Source organism: Coprococcus sp. AF51-11b1 (assembly GCF_027682785.1).
GTDB lineage: Bacteria > Bacillota > Clostridia > Lachnospirales > Lachnospiraceae > Allocoprococcus > Allocoprococcus comes.
This window is the reverse complement of record NZ_JAQCZB010000014.1, coordinates 101234-122177: the sequence shown is the minus strand read 5'-3', so window position 1 is coordinate 122177 and position 20944 is coordinate 101234. Positions and strand designations below refer to the sequence as shown.

17 protein-coding genes are annotated in these 20944 nt (G+C 43.7%); 3 read left to right on the top strand and 14 right to left on the bottom strand.

All coding sequences use genetic code 11. The features are described 5' to 3' along the window. The 14 genes from PGY05_RS13885 to pdxR all read right to left on the bottom strand — a co-directional run. A partial coding sequence (locus tag PGY05_RS13885) for a phosphoenolpyruvate-utilizing N-terminal domain-containing protein (protein ID WP_330673023.1) occupies window positions 1-415 on the bottom strand: 415 nt, incomplete at its 3' end. A gap of 4 nt (window positions 416-419) precedes the next feature. Beyond that, window positions 420-683, bottom strand: coding sequence for an HPr family phosphocarrier protein (locus tag PGY05_RS13880; protein ID WP_055262380.1), 264 nt, complete (start codon window positions 681-683; stop codon window positions 420-422). A 49-nt stretch (window positions 684-732) separates the two neighbouring features. Beyond that, window positions 733-2667 carry a PTS fructose transporter subunit IIABC gene (locus PGY05_RS13875; RefSeq protein WP_195250253.1) on the bottom strand — a complete coding sequence of 645 codons (1935 nt, stop codon included), beginning with the start codon at window positions 2665-2667 and terminating at the stop codon, window positions 733-735. A 23-nt stretch (window positions 2668-2690) separates the two neighbouring features. Next, complete coding sequence (pfkB, locus tag PGY05_RS13870) at window positions 2691-3611, bottom strand: 1-phosphofructokinase (RefSeq protein WP_195250254.1); 921 nt, start codon at window positions 3609-3611, stop codon at window positions 2691-2693. Beyond that, window positions 3611-4360: a DeoR/GlpR family DNA-binding transcription regulator gene (locus PGY05_RS13865; protein ID WP_008369518.1), complete on the bottom strand. Its 750-nt coding sequence runs from the start codon at window positions 4358-4360 to the stop codon at window positions 3611-3613. Before PGY05_RS13865 ends, pfkB begins: the two co-directional genes overlap by 1 nt. A gap of 435 nt (window positions 4361-4795) precedes the next feature. Further along, entirely contained in the window at window positions 4796-9403 is a 4608-nt protein-coding gene (locus PGY05_RS13860; protein ID WP_195250255.1) for a PolC-type DNA polymerase III, read from the bottom strand. 3 nt (window positions 9404-9406) lie between these two features. Then, window positions 9407-10462, bottom strand: a complete 1056-nt coding sequence (gene ispG / locus PGY05_RS13855; RefSeq protein WP_008369525.1) for a flavodoxin-dependent (E)-4-hydroxy-3-methylbut-2-enyl-diphosphate synthase — start codon at window positions 10460-10462, stop codon at window positions 9407-9409. 74 nt (window positions 10463-10536) lie between these two features. Then, window positions 10537-11004, bottom strand: coding sequence for a hypothetical protein (locus PGY05_RS13850; RefSeq protein WP_117824743.1), 468 nt, complete (start codon window positions 11002-11004; stop codon window positions 10537-10539). A gap of 125 nt (window positions 11005-11129) precedes the next feature. Further along, window positions 11130-12599 (bottom strand): xylulokinase, encoded by a 1470-nt coding sequence (gene xylB, locus PGY05_RS13845; RefSeq protein WP_022220940.1) that lies wholly within the window; start codon window positions 12597-12599, stop codon window positions 11130-11132. Between the two features lie 332 nt (window positions 12600-12931). Then, complete coding sequence (locus PGY05_RS13840) at window positions 12932-14416, bottom strand: L-fucose/L-arabinose isomerase family protein (RefSeq protein WP_173687113.1); 1485 nt, start codon at window positions 14414-14416, stop codon at window positions 12932-12934. Window positions 14417-14450: 34 nt separating this feature from the next. Beyond that, the gene (locus PGY05_RS13835; protein WP_022220942.1) at window positions 14451-15071 is read right to left on the bottom strand and encodes a DUF4867 family protein; all 621 of its coding nucleotides are present in this window, start codon (window positions 15069-15071) and stop codon (window positions 14451-14453) included. A gap of 102 nt (window positions 15072-15173) precedes the next feature. Beyond that, window positions 15174-16016: an AraC family transcriptional regulator gene (locus PGY05_RS13830; RefSeq protein WP_173690686.1), complete on the bottom strand. Its 843-nt coding sequence runs from the start codon at window positions 16014-16016 to the stop codon at window positions 15174-15176. 171 nt (window positions 16017-16187) lie between these two features. Beyond that, window positions 16188-16424 carry a hypothetical protein gene (locus PGY05_RS13825; protein WP_008369532.1) on the bottom strand — a complete coding sequence of 79 codons (237 nt, stop codon included), beginning with the start codon at window positions 16422-16424 and terminating at the stop codon, window positions 16188-16190. Between the two features lie 95 nt (window positions 16425-16519). Continuing rightward, window positions 16520-17845, bottom strand: coding sequence for a MocR-like pyridoxine biosynthesis transcription factor PdxR (pdxR, locus tag PGY05_RS13820; protein ID WP_175305492.1), 1326 nt, complete (start codon window positions 17843-17845; stop codon window positions 16520-16522). A 122-nt stretch (window positions 17846-17967) separates the two neighbouring features. Between pdxR and PGY05_RS13815 the strand changes: the two genes are divergently transcribed. The 3 genes from PGY05_RS13815 (at window position 17968) to PGY05_RS13805 (ending at window position 20100) form a co-directional block, all read left to right on the top strand. Continuing rightward, window positions 17968-18822, top strand: a complete 855-nt coding sequence (locus PGY05_RS13815; RefSeq protein ID WP_181974582.1) for a pyridoxamine kinase — start codon at window positions 17968-17970, stop codon at window positions 18820-18822. A 38-nt stretch (window positions 18823-18860) separates the two neighbouring features. Next, complete coding sequence (locus tag PGY05_RS13810) at window positions 18861-19424, top strand: TIGR04002 family protein (protein WP_195254739.1); 564 nt, start codon at window positions 18861-18863, stop codon at window positions 19422-19424. A 76-nt stretch (window positions 19425-19500) separates the two neighbouring features. Continuing rightward, complete coding sequence (locus PGY05_RS13805; protein WP_055247848.1) at window positions 19501-20100, top strand: TIGR04100 family radical SAM protein; 600 nt, start codon at window positions 19501-19503, stop codon at window positions 20098-20100. The last annotated feature ends 844 nt before the right edge of the window (window positions 20101-20944 follow it).

Sequence of the window (20944 nt, the reverse complement as noted above, 5' to 3'; positions counted from 1 at the left end):
CGAGAAGTCGGTCCGATACATCTTTTACATCGGCTGCACGTCCCTGCATGTAAGCATCATCCATAGATGCAAACATCCGGGAGAAGTTATCTCCTATCGTCGCGACAGCATACTCTGCGTTGACTTCCTGGGTGGTAATAATATTCTTAATCGAATCCACATAATCCAGATCCATCAGCATCATCTGATGTACTTCAAAGATTGCCGCATTGGCTTCTCCTACATCTTCCATTGCCTTGTCATACAGCTCACCGAGCTGTGCGATCGCAGTCTCCTGGGCATCCTCAAAACGTGCCACCTCTGCTTCGGTATCCTCTACATGATACCGTCTTACCTGCTTTTCCTGTCTTTTATAAAAAGCAATCTTCCCGATGGCTACGCCACCAAAAACACTTTTACCACTTAGTGTAATCATAATCCTACAGATTCTCCTCTAATACTTTCTGGATTTCCGCGATTGCTTCTTCTTCGTCTTCGCCTTCAGCTGTGATGATAACCTCATTTCCTTTTTTTACACCAAGACTCATAACTGCCATAATGCTCTTTGCATTGACTTCACGTGTATCTCCTGCTTTTTTGATCTTAATATCTGAAGTTTTTTTCGCAATTGCTTTTACCAGAATTCCTGCCGGTCTTGCGTGGATTCCCTGTGCATCTGTTACTACATACTTAAATTCTTTCATGATTCAACACTCCTGTTCTTTAAAAAATATTTAGAAAATTAATAAGTTACTACTCTGCTTTCAATGGCTTTTTGAGTAATACAATTCCCGCCATTGCTACGACAGCTCCTACAACCAATGCTATCAAAAACATCAATGGATTGTCAATAATTCCGATGACAAAAATTCCTCCATGCGGAGCTCTTGATCCGCATCCAAACATCATGGATAATGCGCCTGCTATTGCAGAACCAACTATACATGGCGGAATGATTCGAAGCGGATCAGATGCTGCAAATGGAATGGCTCCTTCTGTGATAAAAGAAAGTCCCATGATGTAGTTTGTGATACTTGTCTGCTGTTCACTCTTTGTGAAACGGTTTTTAAAAAATGTGGTGGCAAGTGCGATTGCGATCGGTGGAACCATACCTCCGATCATAACAGATGCCATAATATCAAACTGTCCACTTGCGATGGATGCCGTTCCAAATACATATGCCGCTTTGTTGAACGGTCCGCCAAAATCAATGGACATCATACCTGCAAGAACCGCTCCCAGAAGCATCTTGCTGGATTCTCCCATTCCGGAAAGGACATTATTCAGCCAGGTGTTAAATGCTCCAACCGGTGGGTTTACGATAAAGATCATAAATGCTGCCATGATCAGAATCCCAAAGAATGGATACAGAAGAACCGGTTTTGTCCCTTCCAGAGTTTTCGGAAGCTTGTCAAACAATTTCTTCAATCCGATCATCAGGTATCCTGCTGCAAATCCGGCGATCAGTGCACCGAAGAATCCGGATGAAATCCATGCGTCTTCTGCAAGGAATACAGAAGTTCCGGCTTTTGCAAGAAGTCCGCCTACAATACCAGGCATCAATGCCGGTCTGTCACCAATTGCCATTGCAATATAACCGGCAAGGATCGGGAACATCATCCCAAACGCTGTATTTCCAACGGTGTTGAAGAATTTTGCAAGTGGAGTTCCACTACCAAATGCTGCTGTACCTGCATTTGCACCGTCAACCAGAAAAGAAAGTGCGATCAGGATTCCACCGCCGATTACGAACGGAAGCATATGGGATACTCCATTCATCAGGCTCTTATAAATCTTGCGTCCGATGGTATCTCCGTCAGATGACGCACCACCCTCTTCTGTTGCTCCACCCTTGCTGTGATAAACTGGAGCATTTCCACTCAAGGCACGTTCGATCAGCTCCTGTGCTTTGTTGATTCCGTCAGATACCTTTGTACTGATCAGCGGCTTGCCGTCAAATCTTGCCATTGCGACATCCTTGTCGGCTGCAATGATGATACAGTCACAGGCAGCGATTTCTTCCGGTGTCAGTACGTTCTTGGCACCACCAGATCCGTTTGTTTCTACCTTGATGGTAACTCCCATTTCTTTCGCTTTCTTTTCCAGACCTTCCGCCGCCATGTAAGTATGGGCGATACCGGTCGGGCATGCGGTAACTGCGAGGATCTGATACGGTTTTGTAGATGCATCCGCCGGAGCTTCTGCTTTTTCTTCTGCTTCTTCCGGGAATTTTTCTTTCTCGGCTGCATCAACATAAGCAAGAAATTCATCAACATCCTTTGCATGAAGCAGCTTGTTTCTGAAATCCTCATCCATCAGAAGCATGGACAGACGACTGAGTACTTCCAGATGTACATTGTCCTCTGTATTCGGTGCTGCGATCAGGAAAATAAGGTATGCCGGTTCTCCGTCCAGAGAATCGTAATCTACACCCTCCGGAAGTACCATGGCTGCAAGTCCCGGTGCGCTTACCGCTTCAGTCTTGCCATGCGGGATTGCAATGCCTTCACCAATTCCTGTAGTTCCTTCTTCTTCTCGTTTGAAGACAGTTTCACGATAGGTGTCAATGTCATTGATGTTCCCGCCTTCTGCCATCAGATCGACCATTTCACGGATGACCTGCTCTTTGGAGTCTGCCTTGCCATCGAGGCAAATACTTTGCTTTTTGAGTAAATCTGTAATCTTCATCTTGTCATTCCTCCCATTTGATTTTATATATGGTACACTTCTGCCGGTTCTCCAAGAAGTGCAACAATCTCATCTCTTGTAGCGAGCCACGAACAGAATGCTGAAGCGCTTCCTGCCGCCACACCCAGGCGGAATGCTTTTTCCATGTCTTTTGTATTCAGATATCCGGTAATAAATCCTGCCACCATAGAATCACCTGCGCCAACAGAATTGACAACCTTTCCTTTCGGAGGCATGGTCTCATAGACTTTTCCATCCTTTGTCACAAGGATCGCTCCGTCACCTGCCATGGATACCAGTACATGCTGTGCTCCAAGTGCCTGTAACTTCTTCGCATAAATGATGATGTCTTCTTTTCTCTTCAGTTCTACGTTAAACATCTCACCTAACTCATGGTTGTTCGGTTTGATCAGGAACGGATGATATTTCATAACTTTTAAAAGAAGATCCTTGGTTGCATCCACTACAAAACGGATTTCTTTTCCGGAAAGTCTCTCCAAGATTCTCTCATAAATATCTTCCGGCAGAGTATTCGGAATACTTCCTGCAAGGATCAGTACATCGCCTTCTTCCAGCTTATCCAACTTTTCATATAATGCCTGGATTGCTTCTTCTGTGATAACCGGTCCCTGTCCGTTGATCTCAGTCTCAGTTCCTGCATTGATCTTTACATTGATTCGGCTATTACCTTCTTTTAACGGGATAAAATCTGTCTCACATCCGAACTCTTCCAGCATCTTTTCCAGTACATCTCCGGTAAATCCTGCCTTGAATCCAAGCGCTTTGCTCTTAAGTCCCAGATTGGAAAGGATCACAGATACGTTGTTTCCTTTTCCTCCCGGATAGATATGTTCGCTTGTTGTCCGGTTGATCTCTCCCGGGATCAGCTGATCTACCTGTACCACATAGTCCAAAGACGGGTTAAATGTCACTGTGTAAATCATTATTTTGCAACCTCCACAATATTTTTATATTTGTTAAATGTAGCATCCTTAAGCTTTGTTGTAATGATGTCCACTGCATCCAGTTCTGAAAATGTTACCGGTGCTACCTGACCAAATTTGGTTGAATCTGCAAGGATGTAAGCCTTTGCGCTTCTTAAGATCGCCATCTCTTTGATCGCAGCCTCCCGGATATCTGGTGTGGTGCATCCACTCTCTATATGAATCCCATTGGTTCCGAAGAATCCTTTTGTGAAATGGTATCTTCCCAGGGTTTTCATTGCTTCCTCTCCGACCAGTGCCAGCGTTGCTTCTTTTAATTCCCCACCGATCAGATAAACTATACATCCTTTCTGTGTCAGCTTCTTCGCATGCATGATTCCGTTTGTCACATACACAGCGTCCTGCTCTGTCAGGAAATCAATCAGGAAATCCGTGGTCGTTCCGGCATCGATATAGACGAAATCATCTTTTTCAATCAGAGATGATGCATACTTTCCGATCTGCACCTTTTCATCAATGTTCAGATCCTGTCTGACTGCAACAGATTCATCTCTGGTGTACTGCGCCATATTGACTGCGGTTGCACCACCATGTACCTTGATCAGCTTTCCTTTTTTATGAAGTGTTGTCAGATCTCTTCGTATCGTTGACTCTGACATATCCAGAAGCTCGGTCAGTTCCTGAACAGTGATTGTCTTGTGTTCATTCACTAATTTCAGAATTTCACTGAATCTTTCTTCTGCAAGCACTTATCTCACCTCCATTTCGACTGGTTATGACTGATTTATTCAATTGTATTTTATGTTTCAGTCATTTTCAATCATTTATTTTCTTTTTCATTCATCTTTAGGTTTAATATATCGCCTTTTTCAGTCAAAGTCAATCATTTTCAGCCATAAATAACTACCAAAAAAATAGGGATGATTTTGTGCATTTTTATGGATGTGGAATCGGTGGTGCCAGAATTCCGACTTGTGTTTCATCTCCATTGCACTCAACGGAATTGGAAATAGATATAGTCAGAACGGAACTCTGCTTCTACGTTACTGGCAAAATACAGTAAAAGGCTTTGTTTAACCTAACCAAATGCAAATTTATACTTTTCTCTTATATGCAAAAAAGCCAAAGCACTTTTTTAAGTTATATTGAATGATAACTTATCTTTAAGTACTTTGACTTTTTATTTAGGCAAAATCAAACAGGGATAACTGATTGGTCTCCGGAAGGTCGCCCAGCAAACCCATATCTGCCATCAAGTCAACCAATGTCTTGCTGACTTTTGTTCTCTGACGGAAATCGTCTTTAGAGAGGTATGGTCCGTCTTTAGCGGCAATTTCCATAGCCTCGGCGGCTTTATCGCCCATGCCGTCAATGGTGTTGAACGGTGGAAGGAGCTTGTCGCCGACGATCTGGAACTTGGATGCTTTGGATTTGTAGATATCGATCGGTAAAAAATCAAATCCTCTGGCATACATTTCCAGTACATTTTTCATATCTTTTAAGGTATCCTGATCTTTTTTACTGAGCTGATTGAGTTCTGCTCTTCTTTTATATTCTTTCATATGGTAGAGAAGTTTTTCTTTTCCCTGTCCCATCAGTTCGTAAGAAAATGCAGATGCACGGATTCCGAAGTATGCCGCATAATAGGCAAGCGGATAATTGATCTTGCAGTAGGCAATCCGGTATGCCATCATGACATAAGCTGCAGCATGGGCTTTCGGGAACATGTATTTGATCCGCTCACAGGACCAGATATACCATTCCGGCACGTCATGCTCCAGCATATCTTTTTTAAACTGTGACCACTCTTTACATTTTCCTTTTGCGACGGTTCCTTTACGCACACGTTCCATGATTGTGAAGGATTCTTCACTTTCAACACCTTTGTTGATCAGATAAGTCATGATATCATCACGGGTACAGATTGCCGTGGAAATGGTTGCCTTTCCTTCTTCAATCAGAGTCTGTGCATTGTTCAGCCACACATCTGTTCCATGAGACAGACCTGAAATACGGATCAGGTCCGAAAGTGTCTTTGGCTTGGTATCAATTACCATCTGGATAACAAAATCTGTACCAAACTCCGGGACTCCCAGACAACCAAGCGGACATCCGTCAATGTCCTCCGGTGTGATACCGAGCACCTCTGTTCCTGCAAAAAGTCCCATTACACCTGGATCATCCAATGGAATATCAGTCGCTTTAAATACATTATTCACTCCATCGTATTTATTGTCCATCGCATTAGAATTGATCAGCTCTTCCAGCGTTTTGATCATGGTCGGATCATCGTGTCCGAGAATATCCAGTTTCAAAAGGTTGTGGTCGATGGAATGATAATCAAAATGAGTGGTGATAATATCGGTCGTCATATCATTTGCCGGATGCTGGATTGGAGTGAAAGAGTTAATGTCCTCTCCATGCGGAAGAACTACGATTCCCCCCGGATGCTGTCCGGTACTTCGGCGGATTCCGGTACAGCCAGCTACGATACGATCGATCTCGCAGTTTCGCTTACGGTCACCACGCTCCTCATAATAATTCTTCACATATCCATAAGCCGTCTTTTCTGCAAGTGCGGCAATGGTTCCGGCACGGAAGGTCTGACCTTTTCCGAAAATAACCTCCGTATACTTATGCGCTTTACTCTGGTAATCTCCGGAGAAGTTCAGGTCGATATCCGGCTCTTTGTTTCCCTTGAATCCAAGGAAAGTCTCAAATGGAATGTCAAATCCGTCTTTGACCAGCTTCTGTCCACAGACCGGACAGTTCTTATCCGGCATATCGTGTCCACAGCCACCCACATATTTTTTCACTTCTTCCGAATCAAAATCACTATAGTGACAATTGCTACAATAGTAATGTGGAACCAGAGGATTGACCTCCGTAATTCCTGCCATAGTTGCAACGAATGAAGATCCTACCGAACCACGGGATCCTACCAGGTAACCATCCTCGTTGGATTTCCATACCAGCTTCTGCGCAATGATATACATAACCGCAAATCCATTGGAAATGATGGAATTCAGTTCTCTTTCCAGTCGTTCATGTACGATCTCCGGAAGGGGATCCCCGTACATAGAATGGGCTTTATTATAACAGATATCTCGCAGCATCTGGTCGGAATTCTCAATAACCGGAGGACACTTATCCGGGCGGACCGGAGAAATCTTCTCGATCATATCCGCGATCAAATTGGTGTTCCTGATCACAACTTCATACGCTTTTTCCGAACCAAGGTAGGCAAATTCATCCAGCATTTCCTCCGTTGTACGAAGGTATAGTGGTGCCTGCTTATCGGCATCTCCAAATCCTTTTCCTGCCATGATGATCCGGCGGTATACCTCATCTTCCGGATCCATGAAATGTACGTCACAGGTTCCCACGACCGGTTTGTGGAACTGCTCCCCAAGATGCACGATCTTCCGGTTCAGATCCATGATATCTTCCATAGAATTGACCGAAGTTACTTTGTCACTCTCTACCATAAATGCATTGTTTCCAAGCGGCTGGATTTCCAGATAGTCATAAAAATCCACGATCTTCGCGATCGTCTCATCCGGCTTTCCATCCAGAAGTGCACGGTAAAGCTCTCCGGCTTCGCAGGCACTTCCCACGATCAGACCTTCCCGGTGCTCATTTAGCACACTTTTCGGGATACGGGGTCTGCGGTTATAGTAAACCAGATGGGATGCTGAAACAAGCTGATACAAATTCACACGACCAATGTCATTTCTTGCAAGAATAATGACATGATAAGTCGGAAGCTTTTTAATAGAATCCGGGTTCAGATCCCCAAATTCATTAACTTTTGCAAGCGTTGTCAGTTCCCGTTCTTTGAGCATCTGCACAAATTTCACAAAGATTTCTGCCGTGCAACCTGCATCATCAACTGCGCGGTGATGATTCTCCAGGGAAATATTTAAAGCTTTTGCAACGGTATCCAGCTTGAAACGGTTCAGTGCCGGAAGAAGGACACGGGCAAGTGCAACGGTATCTACATAAGTAAAATCAGCCTCAATCTTCTGCCTTTTGCAGTTCTGCTCGATAAATCCCACATCAAAAGAAGCATTATGCGCCACCAGAACCGCATCGCCAATAAATTCTATAAACTGCGGCAAGATCGTCTCAATATCCGGCGAATCGATGACCATCTCATCGGTGATGCCGGTAAGTTCCGTGATACGGAACGGGATCGGACGTTTCGGATTGACAAAGGTACTGAACTTATCTGTGATCTTCCCGTCTTCCACTTTTACCGCGCCAATCTCGATGATCCGGTCAGTCACAGCGGAAAAACCGGTTGTCTCGATATCGAATACCACGTAAGTGCCTTCCAGATCCTGTCCCTTTTCGTTCTCTGCGATCTTAGTCAGATCATCTACCAGATATCCTTCCACTCCATAAATAACTTTAAATGGATCATCTTTATCCAGATCCTCGATCACATGATTGGCATCGGTAAACCCCTGCACCACACCATGATCGGTGATCGCAATCGCCGGGTGCCCCCAGTCATGTGCTCGCTTTACCAGATCTTTTGCCTCGGAAACACCATCCATATCGCTCATCTTGGTATGGCAGTGAAGCTCCACGCGTTTTTCCGGATACTTGTCTTTTCTTGTTACACGGAAATCCGAAGTTTTGCGGATTCCGGTTACAGAACCAATGGTCAGCTCTCCATCAAATTTATCAATCGTCGTAACTCCTTTGATTTTCAGAAATACACCTTTTTTAATCTCCGCAAGCAGATCCGGGAGCTGGTCATTGCGGGTAAACATCTTGACCATGATCGTGTCGGTAAAGTCGGTCACGGCAAACATGACGATTGTCTTTTCGTTCCGGATCTCACGGGTATCAAAGCTGATCACCTGTCCCCGGAAAGTAATCTCACCCATCTCTCCGGTAACTGTCTTCAGCTCGATCGGCATATCGTCAAAGTCCCGTCCATAGATTACGTTCGGGTCATCAGAGCGCTTGAGCGGATAATCCCGACGCACAAAGCTTCCCTTGCCACTTTTGAACCCACTGGACTTTCCTGCAAATTCCTGCTTTTTCGGAGTCTCCGGTTTCTTCTGTTCCTGTTTATTCTGCGTACTTGATGCATCTGCTTCTTTAGCGGCATCTTCTGCTTTTTCCGCTTTCTTCTTTGATACGCCTTCCGTTTCTTTTGCTTTTGCCGCCTCTTCCGTGGCATGCTGTGCCTGCAACTTCTGATTCCTTTCCCTGATCGCATCTACTTCCTGCTGAAGCTGCATTTCATTGAATTTCTTGTATTTGCTCTCTCCTACTTCTTCATAATCAATTTCTACATCCACCGGCACGTGGAAACGGTTCTCAAAGACATCCTTCAGATAGCTGGTGATCTCGCTGTTCTTTCCCTCTGCAACAATCGTGTCCGCCATAGTCAGACACATAGTACGCTCCCCTTCGAAACGGCACTTTGCCTTCTGGAACATATTTTTCTCCAGCACACTTTTCTGCTCCAGCTCAAAAAGAATACTCTCCTTGTAGGCATGCATCAGGTTCTCCGGCGTATACTGCTCGGAAAGCCGGTATTCCTCGATGATCGTCACCGGAATATTTCCCTGCGAAAACAGCTGTTCCTCAATCTGGTTCTCCACATAACATACCGTTTTCTTCGGGATCAGATGGGTACTGTAAATATAAACCTTGATATGATTTCTGGCTGAAGTGGAGGTGATTTTCGTCACCTCCACCTTTTCAAACAGCATATGGCTGTCGTTATCGATATTCAATGTTGGAAACACATCAAAAAATAGCTTTGTCATCTTCTATTCGCCCCAATGTTCCAGTTCATTACGAAGTGCATCTAAAAGTTCATCCTCTTTTACCTTGCGGATGATCTCTCCTTTTTTGATCAGAAGTCCTTCCCCAATTCCCCCTGCAATTCCAAGATCAGCCTCTCTTGCTTCTCCAGGACCATTTACCACGCATCCCATCACTGCAACCTTGATATCAAGTGGATATTCAGCAACCATCGTCTCTACTTTATTGGCAAGTCCGATCAGATCAATCTTGGTACGTCCACAGGTCGGGCAGGATACAACTTCAATTCCTCCTTTTCTAAGTCCCAGTGCTTTCAGGATCAGTTTTGCACTCTTGATCTCTTCTAATGGATCCCCTGTCAGCGATACACGAATCGTATCTCCGATTCCCTGATAAAGGATGATTCCAAGTCCTACTGAAGATTTAATATTGCCTGAAAGCAGCGTCCCGGACTCGGTGATTCCCACATGCAACGGATACGGGCATTTCTTTGCGATCAGCTCATGCGCTTTTACACACATCATGACATCTGAAGACTTAATACTGACCACCAGATTGTCATAGCCCATGTTCTCAATCATGTGTACCTTGTCAAGTGCACTTTCCACGATTCCCTCTGCAGTCACGCCACCATATTTTTCCAGAAGGTTCTTCTCCAGCGAACCACTGTTCACCCCGACACGGATCGGAATCTCGTATTCTTTTGCTTTCTCCACAACCGCACGGACTCTGTCCTCACTTCCGATATTCCCCGGATTGATACGGATTTTATCTGCACCGTTTTCAATTGCAGCAATCGCAAGACGATAATCAAAATGTATATCTGCAACCAGTGGAATATGAATCTGTTTCTTAATCTCTTGTAAAGCCTGTGCTGCTTCCATATTCGGAACTGCACAGCGGATAATCTCGCATCCTGCCTTTTCCAGAGCAAGAATCTGTGCAACTGTAGATTCCACGTCCTCTGTCTTTGTATTTGTCATGGACTGGATCGCTACCGGATTGCCTCCACCGATCTTTCTTCCTCCGATATTTATTACTTTTGTCTCCTTCCTTGTCATCTGCTTTTAACCTCCTGTTCTCACACAAAACCCTCTGCCTGCGGACTTTCGTGCCCACAGAGAGAGGGTTCTCTTTATTTGTCTGCTTTTTCAAAAATCATCTGGTCCCCATAATCCCACTCGGTAAGTGTAAGCTCGGTTCCGTCCACACTGTAATTGAATGTAGTGAGTACAGAATTGATCGCCTGCTCTACTTCCGATGCAGTTACATTATCACCAAGTTCTTTCGCTGTCTCATCCAGCTCTTCCTGCTTCACAGTAAATGTAATCTGCTTTGCCTTGATATCCAGTGTATATCCAAGTTCCACATCCACATCCTTACCATCGATCAGGTTCTTCCAGTCAAGCTCTGCTTCATTATGGTCATCTACTTCCAGTATCATATCACTCTCATCATGCTTCCACTTTCCTTCCAGCGGATTTCCGAAAAATCCCTGGTAAATGAAATATCCAGCCACGATAATGATCAGAACGGTCGTAATTCCTGTCACATAGTTCCACACACGGCTTCTTTTATCTTCATCATTCTTTGCAATAATCATAGAATCAAGCCCTCCACATCATGTCAATCTTATAATTCATTATACGGGTTTTAACTTTCACTGTCAACGGGGACTGCAAAGAAGAAGATTCAATGTGACTGACGCCATAAAAATCTTATATTCAATTACTGAATATGCGGAAATACCGGTTTGAGTGCCGGATAAATCTGACGGAACTCCTGGTATCTCTTTTCGTATTTTTCAACCAGTTCTGCTTCCGGTTCTACGGTATCTACAATCTTAACCAGCTTGTCAGCTGCTGCTTCTACGCTTTCGTATTCGCCGCATCCGACTGCTGCAAGGATTGCACCTCCAAGTGCCGGTCCTTCTTCGCTCTCGATGATATCCACTTTCAGGTTCATGATATTGGCAATCATCTTTCTCCAAAGAGGACTCTTTGCTCCACCACCGCAGATCTTGGTACGTTCAATCTTGATTCCAAGGCTTTTTGCAACTTCAAGGGAATCACGGAGTGCAAATACAACTCCTTCCAGTACTGCCTGCATCATATCTGCTCTTGTGGTATCCATCGTCATACCGGTAAAGGTAGCTCTTGCATATGGATCATTGTGCGGTGAACGCTCTCCCATCAGATATGGAAGATAGAACACATGGTTCTCACCTAACTTTGTAATATCTTTCTGCTCTGCTGCAAAATCATCCGTGTGAAGAATCTCTTCTGCCCACCATTTATTGCAGGATGCAGCACTTAACATGCATCCCATCAGATGATAATGACCGTCTGCATGTGCAAAAGAATGCAGGGCATTGTTCTTATCTACGCCGAAGTTTGCACTGGAAATAAAGATGGTTCCGGATGTTCCAAGGGAAATGTTACATCTTCCGTCACCAACTGTTCCTGTTCCGACAGCTGCCGCTGCATTATCGCCTGCTCCTGCAATAATTTTTACATTTTCAGAAAGTCCGAGTTCTGCTGCTACTTCCGGCTTCAGACTTCCTACGACTTCGTAACTTTCATAAAGTTTCGGAAGCTGTTCTTCTGTTACGCCGCAGATGTCCATCATTTCTTTGGACCAGCATTTGTGTTCTACATCCATCAGAAGCATGCCGGATGCATCCGAATAATCAGAGCAGAAGCTTCCTGACAGGCAGTATGCCAGATAATCTTTTGGAAGCATGATTTTTGTGATCTTTGCAAAATTCTCCGGCTCATTTTTCTTTACCCACAGGATCTTCGGTGCGGTAAATCCAGTAAATGCAATGTTTGCTGTGTATTTAGAAAGCGTTTCTTTTCCGATCTCGTTATTCAGATAATCCGTCTCTTCTGTGGTACGTCCATCATTCCAGAGAATTGCCGGGCGGATGACCTGGTCGTCTTTATCCAGAATGACCAGTCCGTGCATCTGTCCACCAAAGCTGATTCCTGCAACCTGGCTCTTATCACACTCAGAAGTCAGTTCTTTGATGCCTTCTACGGACTGGGTAAACCAGTCTTCCGGATGCTGTTCTGACCAGCCCGGATGTGGGAAGTATAATGGGTATTCTTTTGAAACAATTTTTTTGATGTCGCCTTTTTCATCCATTAACAGAAGTTTTACTGCGGATGTTCCAAGGTCTACGCCTATATAGAGCATAATGTTCCTCCTTGTTAGGGTTTTTATATCAACCTGACGGATTCGAGGGATTGTGACCAGATTATAGAAAATAAATATTGCATCTTCCAATCGGCAAAGCATTCCGATGAGCCTCTTAGGGCGGAAATTGTGTCCGCAATGGCTTCCACAATTTCTGAGTCTCATCTTCATTGCCTCAAATGGAATCTGCCATATTTATTTTCTATAATCTGGTCCTCAAGACATTGAACCGCCTGCTTGAAACATAAATCCTGTTTTTAATTCGTGTTTCTTTGTACTATAAAGGGGCGGGTTCATTCAGCCGCCCCTTATATGATTGTGTATAGTTTTAATTAGCCCCAAGGATTTTCTGTTGGGTAACGTACACCTTTTGGCTGGTTGTAGCCGATTTCGTCTACCGGTACTCCGATGTATTTGAATACTTCGTAAAGTGCTTTTCCGTAATGTCCGAATGCTACGGCTCCGTGATGCGGGAAGTTCTTTTCGATCAGTACATGACGATAGAATCTGCCCATTTCCGGAATTGCAAAGATTCCGATTGCTCCGAAGGAACGTGTTGCCACCGGAAGGACTTCACCGTGTGCGATGTAAGCTCTCAGTACGTTGTCTGATGTGCTCTGCAGACGGAAGAATGTGATATCCCCTGGTTTGATGTCGCCTTCGAGTGTTCCCTGTGTTACCTCGATCGGAAGGGATCTTGCCATGATCATCTGGTATTTCATTTCACAGAATGAAAGTTTGGATGATGCGGTATTTCCACAGTGGAATCCCATGAATGTATCTTTCAGTGTGTAATCAAATTTGCCTTTAATGTCTTCTTCGTAAAGGTCAGCCGGTACGGAGTTGTTGATATCAAGGAGTGTTACGGTATCTTCACTTACAACAGTTCCGATAAATTCGCTAAGTGCTCCGTAGATATCTACTTCGCAGGATACCGGGATGCCCTGTGCAGTCAGACGGCTGTTGACATAGCATGGTACGAATCCGAACTGTGTCTGGAATGCCGGCCAGCATTTTCCTGCGATTGCAACGTATTTGCGGTATCCTCTGTGTTCTTCTACCCAGTCTTTAAGTGTCAGTTCATACTGAGCAAGTTTTGAAAGGATTTCCGGTTTCTTGTTACCGGCTCCAAGTTCTTCTTCCATCTCTTTTACAATTGCCGGAATTCTTTCATCTCCGGCATGTTTGTTAAATGCTTCAAACAGGTCAAGTTCTGAGTTTTCTTCAATCTCTACGCCGATATTGTAAAGTTGTTTGATCGGTGCATTACATGCAAGGAAATTCAGCGGTCTTGGTCCAAAGCTGATAATCTTCAAATTGTTAAGTCCGATGACTGCTCTTGCGATCGGTTCAAATTCATGGATCATATCTGCGCATTCTTCTGCTGTTCCAACCGGATATTCCGGAATGTATGCTTTGACATTACGAAGCTTTAAGTTGTAGCTTGCATTTAACATACCGCAGTATGCATCTCCACGTCCCTGAATCAGGTTATTGCCGCTCTCTTCTGCTGCTGCAACGAACATCTTTGGTCCATCGAAGTGTTTTGCAAGAAGCGTCTCTGAGATCTCCGGTCCGAAGTTTCCAAGATATACAACCAGTGCATTACATCCGGCTTTCTTAATATCTTCCAGAGCCTGTACCATATGGATTTCGCTTTCCACGATACAGATCGGACATTCATAAATGTGTTTTTCTCCGTATTTTTCTTTGTAAGCCTTCATAAGTGCTTCTCTTCTTGATACAGAAAGGCTTTCCGGGAAACAGTCACGGCTTACCGCAACAACTCCAATTTTAACTTCTGGCATGTTATTCATGATCTTTTCCTCCTAAACAAGGACTTTCGTCCGCTTATTTTGCAAGATCGATGTTCTCTCCTTTAAGACCACATACCGCACCTTCAATACCTGCTTCTTCGTGAGCAATAAGCCATTTGTTTTTTGCTGTCAAAAGCTTGTCATCATAAGATTTTGTATGACAGGTCATCAGATCTGTGTTTGTTCCCTGTGGAAGAACAACGATTGCTTTGAATCCATTTCCATCCACTCCACATGGTGCATAGTGAAGGGTTGTTCCATAAATTTCAATTCCTGTTCCTGCCGGAACAAGAAAAGCCTCTACCTTTGATGTCTCATAGGTAAAATCAGATGCAATATCCTGCTCTGATCCAAGAAGTAAAATGATATCTGTAACTGCAACATTCACTTCTGAACTTCTGTGATATTCCAACGCATTCAGCTTGCTGTTATGACCATTACAATATCCGATCTGTATTGGAAGTTCTCCAAAAATTCTCATCTTCAGATCAATTGCAGGTTCTGTCTTCTCCAGTTTGTTATCCGATGGCACATAAATAACCTCCTCCGGAAGTGGTGTCTGCTCCATTACCTTGATCATTTCTGTAAAATCATAGCCATCAACGATACGTCCATAACGTCTGAATTCTGGATCTGTTACATTTTTGATTTTCATTGTGTTTCTTCCTTCTTTCTTTTTATTTTAACAGGCGTGTTCAGTACCTGCTACCGAATACTTAGCCTGTTAACTGCACTTTCTTGTCTTTGTCAACTTTTTCTAACTCATTTTCTGATCCTCTGATTTCTGTCTCCGACGAAACTCACTGGGTCTTACTCCGTATTTTTTCTGAAATGCTTTTGCAAATGCCCTTCCATCTGCAAATCCATTATGCTCTGCGATCTCTTCTACCAATGCATCACTTCCGGTAAGCTCCCGGTATGCATATTCCAGACGAATGCCCTGTACATATTCTTTATAATTGATCTTCGCATATTTCCGAAACATCCGAGACAAATACGTGGGTGAATAACCGAAACTCTGCGCCACTCCTTCAAGTGAAAGATCTTCTTTGAAATTTTCTTTTATGTAACCGGTAATAGAAGAAAGCCGATTCCTGTTCCTATGTTCACGCACAATTTCTTCACTGACATTCATCTTCCGATACTTCGTCACCATCAGATATAGCAATCTGTAAAAATAACTCTGTACTTGCAGCTCATATCCTATCTCTTTTTCCTGATATGTCGCATACATCTTCTCCACCAATTCTACTAGCTGCTCATCCTGTACTCTTTCCCTGTGGGTAAAACAGATAAACTGCTCATCCGTATAATACCGTTCAAATGTCTGAAGCGGCATCTGAAGTACAATGGTCTTATTCGGAAGTGACGCCGAAATCGAATGCAGTTCATTGGAATTAACGATCACAAAGGTTTTCTTATCCAGATGGATGTCTTCTTCATTGATATAAAAATCCAGTTTGCCTTCCAGCACAACAAACATCTCGATTGACCGGTGCCAGTGCTTTTCCCTGACATAATTTCCATCTTTCCCTTCAAACAAAAACATTCGAAAAGAAAGATCCTCATTTGGCAGAACCAGTTCATGTGAACCTTCCATCCTTTCCCCCTTTCTTTCTCCTGTCGGAATATAAACAGCATGATAACCACCATATGACAAACATTGGGTGATCATATATGCATCCCGCATATCTGTCTTTATTCTTACACTTTGCGGTGTAAGCATGGTTTTTGGTGCAAGTATCACACATTTTACTCCTGCGGCTGTTAGCTAGTTATAGAGTGAATATCCAAGACAGCCCGCCTCATATCCACACTGAATATCGTATTCATCATTCAACCCAAGTTTCATTTTCATATTTTCAATAAACAGCAGGATATTTTTATAATCCGATGTTACCTTGATTGTTTCAAATACACTGTCAGCCTCACCGATTATTGGTTCCATTGCGCATAATGTGTAATTTGTGGTATGGATATTCATGCCAATTTTTAGTATTCTTTTCATATGAGTGATCTCCTTTTGTATGCGGTAATCCTTGTTACCTTTGTTCTTATCAAATTCTAGTATACAGGTAAATCCACATTGCTACAAATGTGAGGTCACTTCATATTATCTATTATAACGCATTTTGCAAGGATCTGCATAGCTTCTTCGTATTTGTCCGACTCTACACCTGCGCAGGTCAGTAACAGCGTATGTCCTTCGGCTTCCCGGAATGTAAGACCTTCTTTTCGGGCTGCTTTTGCCACTTTCTTAACATCTGTTCCATTTGAAAATATAATTTGAACCATAAAACCGGCTTCCCCGATCTTTACATTTACTGTATCCCCAAATACCTTGTGGATACTCTCTGCAAGCTTTTCTGCCTTTGCCAGATGGATCTTCCTGGATTTACGGACCTGACTCGCCAGATGTCCGTCACGGATAAACTGTGTCAGTGCGATCTGCTCGGCCTTGGATGCAGTCTGATTGTAATTATTTTTTCTTTTTTCGTAAGTTTCCATCAATTCCGGCGGCAGTATCATATAACTGATCCTGATAGACGGAAGCAGCATTTTGGAAAATGTTCCCAGATAAATGACATTTCTTCCTCCCGAAAGTCCCTGCAGGGACGGAACCGGTTTCTGAAAATATTTGAACTCACTGTTATAGTCATCTTCAATGATCAGAAAATGCTCTTTCTCGGCGCGTCCGACCAGTTCCAGTCTTTCCTGGATCGGCATCACCCCACCAAATCTTGTCATCTGTGATGGTGACACGTAATACATTCCAATCTCTTCTTCCGCACTTCCTGCAATCCGGTAGTTATGATCTTCAAAAACCGTCATTCCCTGTACAAACTCACTGTCCCTGAAAAATACGGTTCTCTTTTTATGATTCAGTGGGCACAGAATATGCAGAAGACTCTGTATACCGGCACCGATCACGATCTGATCCGGGCTGCAGATCACACTTCTGGTCTTCTGAATATATTCAGACAGTACTTCCCTGAATTCCTGTTCCCCCTGCGGTTCTCCATAAGAAAGCAGTCTCTCATCCTGGCGCATTGCGCTCTTCATATATCTCCGCCATAATTCAAACCGGAAACTCTCTTTATCTACATTTGATGTTGCAAAATCATAGACAACCGGATTCTCCTGCTTCCTTACATGCCGGCTTGCAATCTTTCTGCCCTCTTCCTGCTTCTCGGCAATATCCGTCACATAATATCCACTCTGCGGTCTGGACACAATATAACCTTCTGCTGCCAGAAGCATATACGCATTCTCCATCGTCGTCCGGCTCATCTGCAGCTCGTTTGCACCTTTACGGATTGATGGAAGCTTTGTCTCTGACTTCATCTGCCCGGATAGAATCAGATTCCTGTAATAATGATACACTCTCAGATACCGGCAGTGTTCCTCATTCTGTAATTCCACTCTCATAACTGACCTCTAAAAAATATTTCTTTTTGTATATTTTACAAATGACACTTTTATTTTATTCTATATAAAACACATAAGAAATGCAAGAATTTTTCACTTTGTATTTCGGAAAGGATGCTTCAATGATAAAACGAGTCGCTGTTATCAATGATCTGTCCGGTCTTGGTAAATGCTCTCTGACAGCTGCGATCCCGGTTCTTTCCGTCATGGGTGTGCAGGCCTGTCCTCTGCCAACGGCAGTTTTAACCAATCAGACCGGCTACGACAGCTATTACTGTACGGACTTTACCGACAAGATCGATCATTACACAGAAGAATGGCAAAAACGTGGTCTTACCCTGGATGCAATCAGTACCGGATATCTCGGCAGCGCAGATCAGGCGGAAAAAATCCTGAATTTCTGTGAGAAGTTCAGAACCCCTTCCACTCTGCTCTTTGTCGATCCGGTCATGGGAGATTCCGGTGTCAAATATGATATTTTCACTCCCAGACTCCAACAGCAGATGCAGAAGCTTGTATCCCATGCCGATGTGATCACGCCAAATCTTACCGAGCTGTGTCTTTTAACACACTCTGATTTTGCAGGGCTTACCAAGTATAAGGACGAACCGGATTATCTGGACCGGATTGCCCGGATTGCCGCCCCTTTGAAAGAAACGCAGATCCAGACGATCATCGTCACCGGTATTCTTTATCAGGCTCCTTCTGATGATACCGTAAAATATTACAATCTGGTTCTCGAGAACGACCAGATAAGCGTCATTTCCTCTGGAATTCACGGAGGAAGCTATTCTGGCACCGGTGACCTGCTCTCCGCTGTCGTATGTGCCTCGATGGTACAGGGAAAAAGTGCAGCTGCAGGCGTGGAAAAAGCATGCCGGTTTATCGAAAGATCTCTGATTGACACCGTTGCCGACCAGATTCCGCGCAATGATGGAATCAATTTTGAATCCCATCTTTCTATGCTGCTTGACTGACATTTACAAAATAAATAAAACCTAGGGAGGTAACTATCATGTCATCTACAACCATTAACAATCCAGAACCATCTGCAAATGCACTTTCTCATCAGAAAATCTCCAGACTGACTTCAACAGCTCTTTTTGCAGCACTGATCTGTGTGACAACTGCTTATATTTTCCATATTCCATTTGGTGTAAATGGCGGATATGTACACATCGGAGATTCTCTGATCTATCTTGCCGCTGCATTCCTCCCAACACCATATGCCATGTTTGCTGGTGCAATCGGTGGTGCCATGGCAGATATCCTGACTGCCCCGGTATATGCACCTGCAACCTTCATCATCAAGATGCTGATCTCCCTTCCGATCACATGTAAAAAGGACAAGATCGTGAATGTACACAACTGTGTCGGCATTGTTGTTGCCGCTGTAATTTCCTTTATTGGATATTATATCACAGATGTAATCCTGTTCGGAACCTGGGGTGCACTGATTCCTTCGATTGTAGGAACCCTTGCCCAGTCAGGCGGAAGTGCTGTGATCTTTATCATTCTTGGTTCCACTCTTGACAAAGCCGGTTTCAAGAGTACAATGAAAAACAAATTTGGAATTTAGCCAATATTTAATTATACGCAAATGACAGGTGGTTCTTGAATATCCGCCTGACTTTCAAAGAGGAGATTTTATTATAATGTCAGATATTATTTACACATTTAAAAACAATGCATATTTTAACATCACCAACCGCTGCACTTGCAAATGTATTTTCTGCATCCGTAACGAGCATGAAGCCATCGGAGAGGCAACAGAACTTTGGCACGACCACAATCCTTCTTTCGAAGAGATCAAGGCAGCTATTGATGCTTTTGATTTTACAAATTATCCGGAAGCCGTCTTCTGCGGCTACGGGGAACCGACCTGTGCCTACGATAATCTGATTGCTGCTGCAAAATACATGAAAGAAAAACATCCGGAAGTTCTCCTTCGCGTCAATACCAACGGACTTGGCGAACTCTTCAATAAAAAGCCGATCGCAGAAGAAATGGCAAAATATATCGATGCCGTATCGATCAGCCTGAATGCGCCAACTGCCGAACGTTACCAGGAAGTTACACAGCCTTGTTTTGAAAATGCGTTCCCAGATATGCTTGCATTTGCCGAGAAAGCGAAGAAACTGTTCTCATCTGTGCAGTTCAGTGTGGTAAGCATCATTTCACAGGAAGAAATCGATGCGTCCCAGAAGCTCGCAGACGAGATGGGGATTCCGTTGAAAGTTCGAATTTATTCGTAAGTTCATTCTCTTTTCTACATAATTCAAAGGGGACGGCTGCCAATTGTATGCGCTGTATACGGCAGTCGAGCCAAAAGAAATGGTGCTAATTCCATTGTGCAAACCATTCCGATGAGCCTCTTGAAGCGAAAATTGTGTCAGCAAAGGCTTCCACAATTTTTGAGTCTCATCTCCATTGCACAAAAAATGAATTAGCACCATTTCTTTTGGCTCGACTGCCTGTTTTCAGTGTATTCCTATGGCAGCCTGGTTTTAGGCTGATTGCAGCAAATTGAATGAACGAGGACATATTCGTTCCTGTTGTTTTATTCTACCTTTCAACTCTGGTTCAATGTTGGATATTTTACAGAAGTAATGTATAATTCCCAGTAACTGCCCGACAATTGAATATTTTCAACTCAGCAACACGGTTCTCATCCCTTCTCAAAGTTTTCTTCTGCTCCGTTCTGAATTGCTGTTATCTCACCAATATCGCCATATTTTATTCGATAAAGTTCAAAGAGCGCCAGTCACAAAAGGAATCGTTCGGATTCTATTTTGCGCTATGGAGATGAGACTCAGGAAGCATGGAAGCCTTTGCTGAACATGCTTCCCGCCCTAAGAGGCTCATCGGAATGGTTAGCGCAACTTGAATCCGAACGATTCCTTTTGTGGCTGGCGCTCACTCAACCTATATCATTCAAATCGAGCAGGCTGACTCCTGCTCGATACGTATACTTTGTACACCATCTCGCTTAACAGCTCGATGATGTACATTCGCCAAATACAGATCCTTGTGCAAGCACAAATCTGCACTTGGATCATCGTATACACAAAATGACCATATGCTCTCACATACAGCCAT

Excerpts from the sequence above, each read along its gene's own strand:
- PGY05_RS13880 (WP_055262380.1), bottom strand. The coding sequence starts at position 683 with ATGAAAGAATTTAAGTATGTAGTAACAGATGCACAGGGAATCCACGCA.
- PGY05_RS13875 (WP_195250253.1), bottom strand. The coding sequence starts at position 2,667 with ATGAAGATTACAGATTTACTCAAAAAGCAAAGTATTTGCCTCGATGGC.
- pfkB (WP_195250254.1), bottom strand. The coding sequence starts at position 3,611 with ATGATTTACACAGTGACATTTAACCCGTCTTTGGACTATGTGGTACAG.
- PGY05_RS13860 (WP_195250255.1), bottom strand. The coding sequence starts at position 9,403 with ATGACAAAGCTATTTTTTGATGTGTTTCCAACATTGAATATCGATAAC.
- ispG (WP_008369525.1), bottom strand. The coding sequence starts at position 10,462 with ATGACAAGGAAGGAGACAAAAGTAATAAATATCGGAGGAAGAAAGATC.
- PGY05_RS13850 (WP_117824743.1), bottom strand. The coding sequence starts at position 11,004 with ATGATTATTGCAAAGAATGATGAAGATAAAAGAAGCCGTGTGTGGAAC.
- xylB (WP_022220940.1), bottom strand. The coding sequence starts at position 12,599 with ATGCTCTATATAGGCGTAGACCTTGGAACATCCGCAGTAAAACTTCTG.
- PGY05_RS13840 (WP_173687113.1), bottom strand. The coding sequence starts at position 14,416 with ATGAATAACATGCCAGAAGTTAAAATTGGAGTTGTTGCGGTAAGCCGT.
- PGY05_RS13835 (WP_022220942.1), bottom strand. The coding sequence starts at position 15,071 with ATGAAAATCAAAAATGTAACAGATCCAGAATTCAGACGTTATGGACGT.
- PGY05_RS13830 (WP_173690686.1), bottom strand. The coding sequence starts at position 16,016 with ATGGAAGGTTCACATGAACTGGTTCTGCCAAATGAGGATCTTTCTTTT.
- PGY05_RS13825 (WP_008369532.1), bottom strand. The coding sequence starts at position 16,424 with ATGAAAAGAATACTAAAAATTGGCATGAATATCCATACCACAAATTAC.
- pdxR (WP_175305492.1), bottom strand. The coding sequence starts at position 17,845 with ATGAGAGTGGAATTACAGAATGAGGAACACTGCCGGTATCTGAGAGTG.
- PGY05_RS13815 (WP_181974582.1), top strand. The coding sequence starts at position 17,968 with ATGATAAAACGAGTCGCTGTTATCAATGATCTGTCCGGTCTTGGTAAA.
- PGY05_RS13810 (WP_195254739.1), top strand. The coding sequence starts at position 18,861 with ATGTCATCTACAACCATTAACAATCCAGAACCATCTGCAAATGCACTT.
- PGY05_RS13805 (WP_055247848.1), top strand. The coding sequence starts at position 19,501 with ATGTCAGATATTATTTACACATTTAAAAACAATGCATATTTTAACATC.